Annotated in this window: 9 protein-coding genes; 7 read left to right on the top strand and 2 right to left on the bottom strand. The window is 74.1% G+C overall.

All coding sequences use genetic code 11. The features are described from left to right. Positions 1-35: 35 nt before the first annotated feature. Positions 36-710: a hypothetical protein gene (locus VF746_17755; protein HEX8694271.1), complete on the bottom strand. Its 675-nt coding sequence runs from the start codon at positions 708-710 to the stop codon at positions 36-38. A gap of 268 nt (positions 711-978) precedes the next feature. Between VF746_17755 and VF746_17750 the strand changes: the two genes are divergently transcribed. The 5 genes from VF746_17750 to VF746_17730 are packed head-to-tail and all read left to right on the top strand — an operon-like array spanning position 979 to position 4,206. Further along, a complete protein-coding gene (locus VF746_17750) occupies positions 979-1,392 on the top strand; it encodes a GntR family transcriptional regulator (protein HEX8694270.1) in 414 nt (137 codons plus the stop codon). A 51-nt stretch (positions 1,393-1,443) separates the two neighbouring features. Next, a complete protein-coding gene (locus tag VF746_17745; GenBank protein HEX8694269.1) occupies positions 1,444-1,581 on the top strand; it encodes a hypothetical protein in 138 nt (45 codons plus the stop codon). A gap of 4 nt (positions 1,582-1,585) precedes the next feature. Beyond that, positions 1,586-2,491: an ABC transporter ATP-binding protein gene (locus VF746_17740; GenBank protein HEX8694268.1), complete on the top strand. Its 906-nt coding sequence runs from the start codon at positions 1,586-1,588 to the stop codon at positions 2,489-2,491. Continuing rightward, positions 2,481-3,107 (top strand): hypothetical protein, encoded by a 627-nt coding sequence (locus VF746_17735; protein ID HEX8694267.1) that lies wholly within the window; start codon positions 2,481-2,483, stop codon positions 3,105-3,107. The genes VF746_17740 and VF746_17735 overlap by 11 nt, the downstream gene beginning before the upstream one ends. Before the next feature lies 1 nt (position 3,108). Then, on the top strand, positions 3,109-4,206 hold the full coding sequence (locus VF746_17730) for a hypothetical protein (GenBank protein HEX8694266.1): 1,098 nt from the start codon (positions 3,109-3,111) through the stop codon (positions 4,204-4,206). A 327-nt stretch (positions 4,207-4,533) separates the two neighbouring features. On the opposite strand, the gene VF746_17725 is transcribed toward VF746_17730, so the two are convergent. After that, positions 4,534-5,145: a hypothetical protein gene (locus VF746_17725; protein HEX8694265.1), complete on the bottom strand. Its 612-nt coding sequence runs from the start codon at positions 5,143-5,145 to the stop codon at positions 4,534-4,536. A gap of 344 nt (positions 5,146-5,489) precedes the next feature. On the opposite strand from VF746_17725, the gene VF746_17720 reads away from it, so the two are divergent. Beyond that, the gene (locus VF746_17720) at positions 5,490-6,914 is read left to right on the top strand and encodes an amidohydrolase (protein HEX8694264.1); all 1,425 of its coding nucleotides are present in this window, start codon (positions 5,490-5,492) and stop codon (positions 6,912-6,914) included. Further along, on the top strand, positions 6,911-8,182 hold the full coding sequence (locus VF746_17715) for an amidohydrolase family protein (protein HEX8694263.1): 1,272 nt from the start codon (positions 6,911-6,913) through the stop codon (positions 8,180-8,182). The genes VF746_17720 and VF746_17715 overlap by 4 nt, the downstream gene beginning before the upstream one ends. Positions 8,183-8,570 lie beyond the last annotated feature (388 nt).

Genomic DNA, 8,570 nt, shown 5'->3' with positions numbered 1-8,570 from the left:
GGCGGACGGACACGCGCGGGGTGGGGCCGCCGGCCTCAGTAGTGGCCGAACGGGTTGGGGGCCTGCGCCTGCATCGCGCGGTCGACCTCGCCGCCTTCCTCGCCCAGGGCCAGCGTGGTCGGCTTCGGCTCCTCCTCGCCCAGCGCGTCGGTGGTGAGCACCGGGCCCTCCTCGCCCAGCGCCAGCGTGGTGATGATGTCCTCCTCGCCCAGGGCGAGCGTCGTCATCTCCCCGCCCGCGGACGCGTCGCGCGTCAGCGTGGTCTCCTCCCCGGTCGCCATCGTGGTGGGACCTTCTCCGCTCTCCTCTCCCGTCGCCATCGTGGTGGGCCTCTCCGTGCCCCCCGCCGCCCTCGACTCGACCGTGCCGCCGCCGCCCGGCTCCTCCTCGCCCACCGCCAGGGTGGTGGGGCGGTCCTGCCGGCCGGGGGCGTGGGCCAGCCCCGGCGGCGAGCCCGCGTGGCCGTGGCCGTAGCCGGGGTCTTCCTCGCCGAGCGCCTCCGTCGTGGGCCGCGGCTCCTCCTCGCCTACCGCCTCGGTGGTGAGCACCGGGCCCTCCTCGCCCAGCACGTAGGTGGTGACGCGGCCCTCTTCCTCTCCGAGCTCCAGGGTGGTCAGCTGCGGCTCCTCCTCGCCGACCGCCAGCGTGGTGTAGACGGGTCCTTCCTCGCCCTTGATGAGCGTCGTGATGGGAGTCTTCTTCCCGGGCATGGTATCGCTCCGTCGTTGATCCGTGGGCGGCCCAACCGGCCGAATGAAAGGGAGGTGCATCATCGCGCGTCCCCAACCAGGCGGACGCCCGGCGAAGATCGTCCCCCGCCCCCCTCCCGCGCAAGCAAACTTTCTTTCCACCCCACCGCCGCCCGCCTCCCGTCCGGCGATCCCGCCTCCCGGATACGAGGTGCTTGACGGCTCCGCTCAGGCGTATTAGTGTATCGGTAAGCTAGTACACTGGTACACACCAGCGGCCTGAAGGCGCATGCTCTTCACCATCGAAGCTTCCTCGCCGGTCCCGATCTACGCGCAGATCGTGGGGCAGGTGCGCGCGGCCCTGGCCGGCGGCGAGCTGCAGGCGGGCGACCCGCTCCCCTCGGTGCGGCAGCTCGCCTCGGAGCTGCGGGTGAACCCCAACACGGTGGCGCAGGCGTACCGCGAGCTGGAGCGCGAGGGGCTCACCTACGTGCAGCGCGGGCAGGGCACCTTCGTGGCCGAGATGGCCCCCGAGCGGCGGCAGGGCGAGCGGGCGCGCGTGGCCCGGGAGCTCGCGGAGCGCATGCTGGCCGAGGCGTTCCGGCTGGGGCTCTCCCCCGCCGAGGTTCGCAGCGCCGTGGAGGCGTGCCTGGCCGCCCTCCCCGGCTCGACCGCCCGCGCGGCGGCGGCGGCCGGAGACTGACCCGATATCCGTCCACCCATCGTCCGAACCCGAACGCGCGGAGCACCGACCATGGACGGCATCACCCTCACCTTCCAGCTCACCCCCGGGTGGATCGCGGCGGCGCTCGCCGTCGACGCGGCGCTCCTGGCCCTCGCCTGGTCCGCCGTCCGCCGCCTGCGCCGCGGCGCGGCCCCCACCGGAGGCTGACGCCATGGACGCCATCCGCACCCGCGGGCTCTCGCGGCGGCTGGGCCCCGGCTTCGCCGTGCGCGATGTCTCGCTCACCGTCCCCCCGGGCGCCGTCTACGGGTTGCTGGGGCCCAACGGCGCCGGGAAGACCACCACCATCCGGCTGATCCTGGACCTGCTGCGCCCCGACGCCGGCCAGGTGGAGGTGATGGGCGTCGACGCCCGGCGCGACCCGGCCGAGGCGCGCGCCCGGGTCGGCTACGTCCCCGAGCGACCGGCGGTGCCCGACTGGATGCGCGTGGGGAGGGCGCTCCGGCACCACGCGGCGTTCTACCCGGGGTGGGACGCGGCGTACGCCAGCGCCCTCCTCGAGCGGCTGGGGCTCAGCCCCGACCGGCCGGTGCGCCACCTCAGCAAGGGCGAGGCGGAGCGGCTCGCGCTCCTGCTGGCGCTGGCCCACCGGCCGCCGCTGCTGGTGCTGGACGAGCCCACCGGCGGGCTGGACCCGCTGGCCCGGCGCGAGATCACCGAGCTGCTCCTGGAGCACGTGGCCGACACCGGCGCCGCCGTGTTCGTCTCCAGCCACCTGGTGCACGAGCTGGAGCGGTTCGCCGACCGCGTGGGGGTGATGAACGGCGGGCGGCTGCTGGCCGAGATGCCGCTCGAGGAGTTCCGCGGCTCCATCAAGCGCCTGCGCGTGGGCGCGGGGCCGCGCCCCGAGCCTCCCGGGCTCCCCTTCGCGCTGCTGTCGCGCGAGCCGCGCGGGCGCGAGGAGGTGTGGGCGGTGCGCGGCTGGGAGCCCGCCATGGCCGGGGCGCTGGCCGCGTGCGGGGTGGAGCTGAAGGAGGTGGTGGACCTGGACCTGGAAGAGAGCTACGTGGAGCTCTTGCGCGACCGCGGCGGAAAGGAGGCCTCCCATGCTGCGTGAGATGATCGGCGCCGAGCGCGAGCGGCGCGCGGTGCCCCTGGTGCTCCTCACCCTGCTCTACCTGGCCATCCCCGGAGTCTACCTGGTGGGCCTCGGGGGCGGCGCCGGGAAGGTGATGGCGGGCGGCGCGCTGACGGCGGGGCTCCTCTCGCTGGCCGCCATGCCGGCCGCCGCGGGCTGGGGCGTCGGCGCCTGGCACCCCGAGCGGCGCGGCGGGTGGGCGTACGCGCTGTCGCTCCCCGTCTCGCGCCGGCGCTACTTCGCCATGCGCTACCTGGCGGGGCTCGCCTGGCTGGCGGTGCCGGTGGGCGCCGCGGGGCTCCTGGCGGGCGGCATCGCGCTGTCCGGGGCGCTCCCCGCGGGGCTCTACGCGTACCCGCTGCCGTTCCTCACCTGGGCGGCGCTCGCGAGCTGGTTCCTCTACTCGGCCGGCTTCGTGGCGTCGGCGCGCTTCGAGCGCCCGTGGCTGGCGCTTGCGCTGGCCGCCGCCGCCTGCTGGGTCTGGATGATGGTGGCGGGAGGACTCTCGGCGGCGGGCTTCCTGGACGCTTCCCCGCTCGGCAGCGCCAACCCGCTGTCGTGGCTCCTGCACATCCCCATGCCGGTGGACTACTGACATGCGCGCGATCCTTCTCCTCCCGATCCTGCTGGCGCCGGCCGCCCCCGCGCTCTCGCAGCCCGCGCCGGCCGACACGCTCCCGCTGCGCCCCGGCTCGCCGGGGGTCACCGTGGCCGCCAGCGACACCGCCGTGCGCGTGGTGGCGGTGGCGCCCGGAACGGCGCGCCTCTCGCCCGGCGACCTGCTGCTCACCATCGGCGGGCGGCCGGTGCGCGGGTGGTCCACCGCCCAGGCCGTCGACGCCCTCGCCGGCCCGCTCGGCTCCACCGTCGAGGTGGGCGTGGCCGAGCCGGGCGGGGTGCGCACCGTGCGCCTGGAGCGGCGCGACCTGATCGCGCCCTCGCCCCGCTACACGGAGCTGGTGGCCACCGAGCACTTCGTCGTCCACCACCGCCCGGGCGAGGCGGCGCCCGCCCGCGCGCTGGCGAAGAAGGCCGAGGCGCTGTACCGGCGCGCCGGCCTCCCGATGGACACCGAGGGGCGGAGGGCGCATTTCTACCACCTGGCCTTCGCGGACTTCGGCGCGGAGCGGGACCTGGGCGAGCTTCCGCCCTGGGCGGGGTGGGCGCGCGACAACCTCGGTCTCCCCTGGGCCGTCACCCGCGTGTTCGGCTACCTGGCGTACGGCGTCCCCGGGCGCTTCGGGGAGCGCTACCTTTCGCCCGGCTTCGGGTGGGAGCTCACCCCGGACCGCGTGCACCGCGCGGCCGTGCGCACGGCCCCGGACGGGCGCGCGGCGGACCCGCGGGACCTGGAGGTGCCCCCGGCGCGGCTGGAGCTGCCGGTCCCGCTGGACCCGGCGCAGCTCGAGCGGCTCCCGGCGGGCGCCAGCCTGCGCGAGTACGTGCGCGAGCGCTACGGCCGGGAGCGGACGGCCGCCCTCTGGACGAGCGGCGGCGACTTCGAGGCGGCGGTGCCGCGGGTGCTGGGCGCCGCTCCCGGGCGGCTCCTGGCCGACTGGCAGGGCCACCTCCGCCACCTGGGCCCCGCCCCCGACATGCCGGTGCCGCCGCGGGAGGTGGCCCTGGCGCTCGGCTGGGGCGCGCTGGTGCTCCTCTGGGGCGCCCGCGTCGCCGCGCGGAAGGAAGTGGGGTGATCCCCCACTCCGCAGAGTGTCGTTGAGGACGCAGAGATCAGCCGAACAGGGTCCGTCGGGCCGTTGCGGTTGCATGAGGGATGCGCGCCCGGAGGGCCGGGACGCCGCCGCCACGGGGGTATCGTGGCGGCGGTGGCCCGGCGCGGTTGGGTACGGTCGTATCGTGCCCTACCGCGCGCGCAGCCCGGCCCGGAGCGCAGCGGAGGGACATGCCCAAAACCGCAGTGCGAGGTGCCGAGTGCGAAGCGCGAAGTGCGCGAGACGAAGAGAGCCCCTCTCCCGAACGGCTCGGGAGAGGGGCTCTCGATTGTCGATCTGCGGCCGGACTCAGTGGCTGGTGCCGGTGCGGCGGTGCCAGTCGTCGTGCTCGGCCTTGCAGGTGGCGCGGATCTCCACCAGCCGGCGGAGGTTGGTGCCCGCCTGCGCCGCCAGCTCGCGGCAGCGCTGGTCGTGGTAGCGGTGGAACTCGGTGTGCGAGCCCGAATAGCTGCCGCTGCTGCTGCGGCTGTCCCACCGCCGGTCGTCCCACCGCCGGTCGTCGCGGCGGTCGCGGTCCCCGATGCCGATCCAGTCCCAGATGCTGCGGTTCTGACTGTACCGCCAGCCGCCGCAGTTCTCGGGGGTGTTGTGCGGGTTGCCCCGCCCGATGCACCACCCCGGCGGCACGCGGCGCCCGTTGCGCAGCAGGGTGCGGCGGTCGCGCGAGATCTCGAAGCGGTTGCCCCCGAAGGTGCTGGACCGCTGGAAGCGGTCGTCGCGCCGCTCGAAGCGGTCGTCGTCGCGGTCGCGGTCGCGGCTGCCGCGGTTGTCGCGCTGCTCCTGCTTGCCGTGCCCGCGGCCGTGGCCCTTGCCGCTGTTCCCCTGCGCCAGCACCGGCGAGGCCGAAACCACGGCCGCCAGCACCAGGGCCACGGGGAGGGAAAGCTTGCTCGTCTTCATTTGCCTGATACTCCGGTCGCGGTGAACTGCTACCCCACGCTCGGGCCTGGTGACGAGCAATTGCGGTGCCAAGTCGCAATCTGACAATCACCTAGACGTAATGCGGCGTTTCGCCTCCCGGCGCGGGAGACCGGCCCCCGCCGTTCGTCCCCCGGGTGGGACGGGCCCCTGTCCGCCCGGGAGACAGGGCACGGCAGCCTGTGACAGACCGTATACAGTATTCGCCAACGCGCGTTTCACCCTTGCGCGGCGCCCGGCGGGGCTTACGTTGGCGCCGTCTCCCCCGGCGCCCCCGATGGGGGGCCGCTCTCTCCCGTCCGTCTTTCCCAACGCGAGGAGCTCCCATGAAGCACGCGCTGTCGGCGCTGCTGCTGGTGGCCGCCGCGGCGGGGTGCGCGCAGCAGCAGCGGGCCCGGCCGGCGTCGGAGCCGGCCCCCCGGTCTGAAGCGCGGGTCCCGCCCGGCCGCCTGCCGCCGGCCGACCCCTTCCCCTCCACCTACCGCCCCCTCCCCTCGCAGCCCACGCTGATCCGCGGCGGCACGGTGATGACCGCGGCGGGGCAGATCATCCCGGGCGGCCAGGTGCTGCTGGTGGACGGCAAGGTCCAGGCGGTGGGCGCCACGGTCGACGCCCCCGCGGACGCGGTGGTGGTGGACGCCACGGGGAAGTTCGTGACCCCGGGGATCATCGACACCCACTCGCACCTGGGCGTCTACGCGAGCCCCGGGGTGGAGGCGCTCTCCGACGGCAACGAGGCCACCAACCCCAACACGGCCGAGGTGTGGGCCGAGCACTCGGTGTGGCCGCAGGACCCCGGCTTCACGCGGGCGCTGGAAGGGGGGATCACCACGCTGCAGATCCTCCCCGGCTCGGCCAACCTGTTCGGCGGGCGGAGCGTGACGGTGCACAACGTCCCCGCGCGCACGGTGCAGCAGATGAAGTTCCCCGGGGCGCCGTACGGGCTGAAGATGGCGTGCGGCGAGAACCCCAAGCGCGTCTACGGCAACCGGAACGGCCCGTCCACGCGCATGGGGAACGTGGCGGGGTACCGCGCGGCGTGGATCAAGGCGCGCGAGTACCAGGACAAGTGGGACCGCTGGGAGGCGGGCGGGCGCCAGGCGCGCGACACGCCCACGCGCGACCTGGAGCTGGAGACGCTGGCCGGGGTGCTGCGCGGCGAGATCCTGGTGCACAACCACTGCTACCGCGCCGACGAGATGGCGCAGATGATCGACATCGCCCGCGAGTTCGGCTACCGCATCCGCTCGTTCCACCACGGGGTGGAGGCGTACAAGATCCGCGACCTGCTGGCGCGGGACTCGATCAGCGGCTCGCTGTGGGCCGACTGGTGGGGGTTCAAGATGGAGGCGCTCGACTTCACCAAGGCCAACATCGCCATGGTGCACCAGGCGGGGGCGCGCGCCATCGTGCACTCCGACGACCCCACGGGGATCCAGAAGCTGAACCAGGAGGCGGCCAAGGCGATCCAGGCCGGCCGCGCGGCGGGGATCCAGGTCAGCGAGAACGACGCGCTGCGCTGGCTGACGGCCAACCCGGCGTGGGCGCTGGGGATCGACCGCTGGGTGGGCACCCTGGAGCCGGGGAAGAACGCCGACGTGGTGATCTGGTCGGCCAACCCCTTCAGCGTGTACGCGCGGGTGGACCGCGTGTACATCGACGGCGCGCTGATGTTCGACCGCTTCGACCCGCGCCGCCAGCCCAAGACCGACTTCGAGGTGGGGCTCTTCCCCGCGGAGGCCAGCCAATGAGACGCAGCTTCACGATCGCCGCCGCCGTGCTGGGGCTCGCCGCCCCGCCGGCCGCGGCGCAGACCATCGCCATCGTGGGGGGGAGGGTGGTGACCGCCTCGGGCGCCACCATCCCCAACGGCACGGTGCTGATCCAGGGCGGCCGCATCGCCGCCGTGGGCGCCGGCGTGGCGGTCCCCGCCGGGGCGCGCCGCATCGACGCGAGCGGGAAGTGGGTGACGCCGGGGCTCTTCGAGTCGAGCACCAACCTGGCGCTGGTGGAGGTGGAGCAGGTGGGCACCACCCGCGACTACCGCATCCAGGAGGAAGACCAGGTGGCGGCGGCGCTCAACATCGCCGACGGCCTGAACCCGCGCTCGATGGTGATCCCGGTTACCCGGATCGCGGGCGTCACCACGGCGGTCTCCCGCCCCGTCGGCGGGCTGATCGCCGGGCAGGGGGTGCTGATCGACCTGGACGGCGACAACATGGACGAGATGATGGTCCGCTCGCCGGTGGCCATGTTCGCCAGCATCAGCGAGAACGCGCGCGAGGCGGGGCACGGCGCGCGCGGCGGCATCACCATGCGCCTGCGCGAGGTGCTGGAGGACGCGCGGGCGTACGCCAGGAACCGCACCGCCTTCGAGCGGGGGGAGACGCGCGACTTCAGCGTGAGCCGGCTGGACCTGGAGGCGCTGCAGCCGGTGCTGGCGGGGCGCCTGCCGCTGGTGGTGCAGGCGCACCGGGCCAGCGACATCCAGACGGCCATCCGCGTCGCGCGCGAGTACGACGTGCGGCTGATCATCTCGGGCGGCACCGAGGCGTGGATGGTGGCGGGCGACCTGGCGCGGGCGCGGGTGCCCGTGCTGGTGAAGGTGCTCAACAACCTCCCGGAGAGCTTCGAGGCGCTGGGGGCTACCTACGAGAACGCCGCGCGGCTCAGGCGCGCGGGGGTGCAGGTGGCCATCACCACGGGCGAGACCTTCAAGGCGTACAACATCCGCCAGGAGGCGGGCAACGCGGTGGCGTACGGGCTGCCGTGGGACGAGGCGTTCCGGGCGGTGACGCTCTACCCCGCGCAGATCTGGGGCGTGGACGACCGCTACGGGTCGCTCGAGCCGGGGAAGGTGGCCAACGTGGTGGTGTGGGACGGCGACCCGCTGGAGCTGCTCACCAGCGTGGAGCACGTCTTCATCCGCGGCCGCGAGGTGCCCATGGTCTCCCGCGAGACGATGCTGCGCGACCGCTACATGAACCTGGACGAGAGCCGGCGGTCGTACCGGCAGTAGGGAAGTGCGTGAGTGCGTGAGTGCGAAAGTCCGGGGTACGAAGTACGAGGTACGGACGTAGCTCCGTGCGTGCACCCGGCGCTCGCGCACCACGCCGGTGTCTGAGGTGAGCGAAGCGCCCTCCGCATCGTCCGTTGCGGGGGGCGCTCCGCTTCAGTCGTCGCTGCGCGCGGATGGTTGCGGGGGAGTCCGCGAAGGCGGACTTTGTGCCGTCGTAGCGGGCGGTTTATGCTGATTGAGAATCTGATCCGGTAATCGGGCTCGTAGGGGCGAGGCATGCCTCGCCCGCTGCCAGTTGCAACGTCAAAGTTCGTCGAAGCGGGCCGGGCATGTCGCCGCGTGATGGCCTTCGGCCATCCGGGCGAGGCATGCCTCGCCCCTACGGGAA

It is taken from the genome of Longimicrobium sp. (assembly GCA_036389795.1).
GTDB lineage: Bacteria > Gemmatimonadota > Gemmatimonadetes > Longimicrobiales > Longimicrobiaceae > Longimicrobium.
This window is presented reverse-complemented; position numbering and strand designations above follow the sequence as displayed.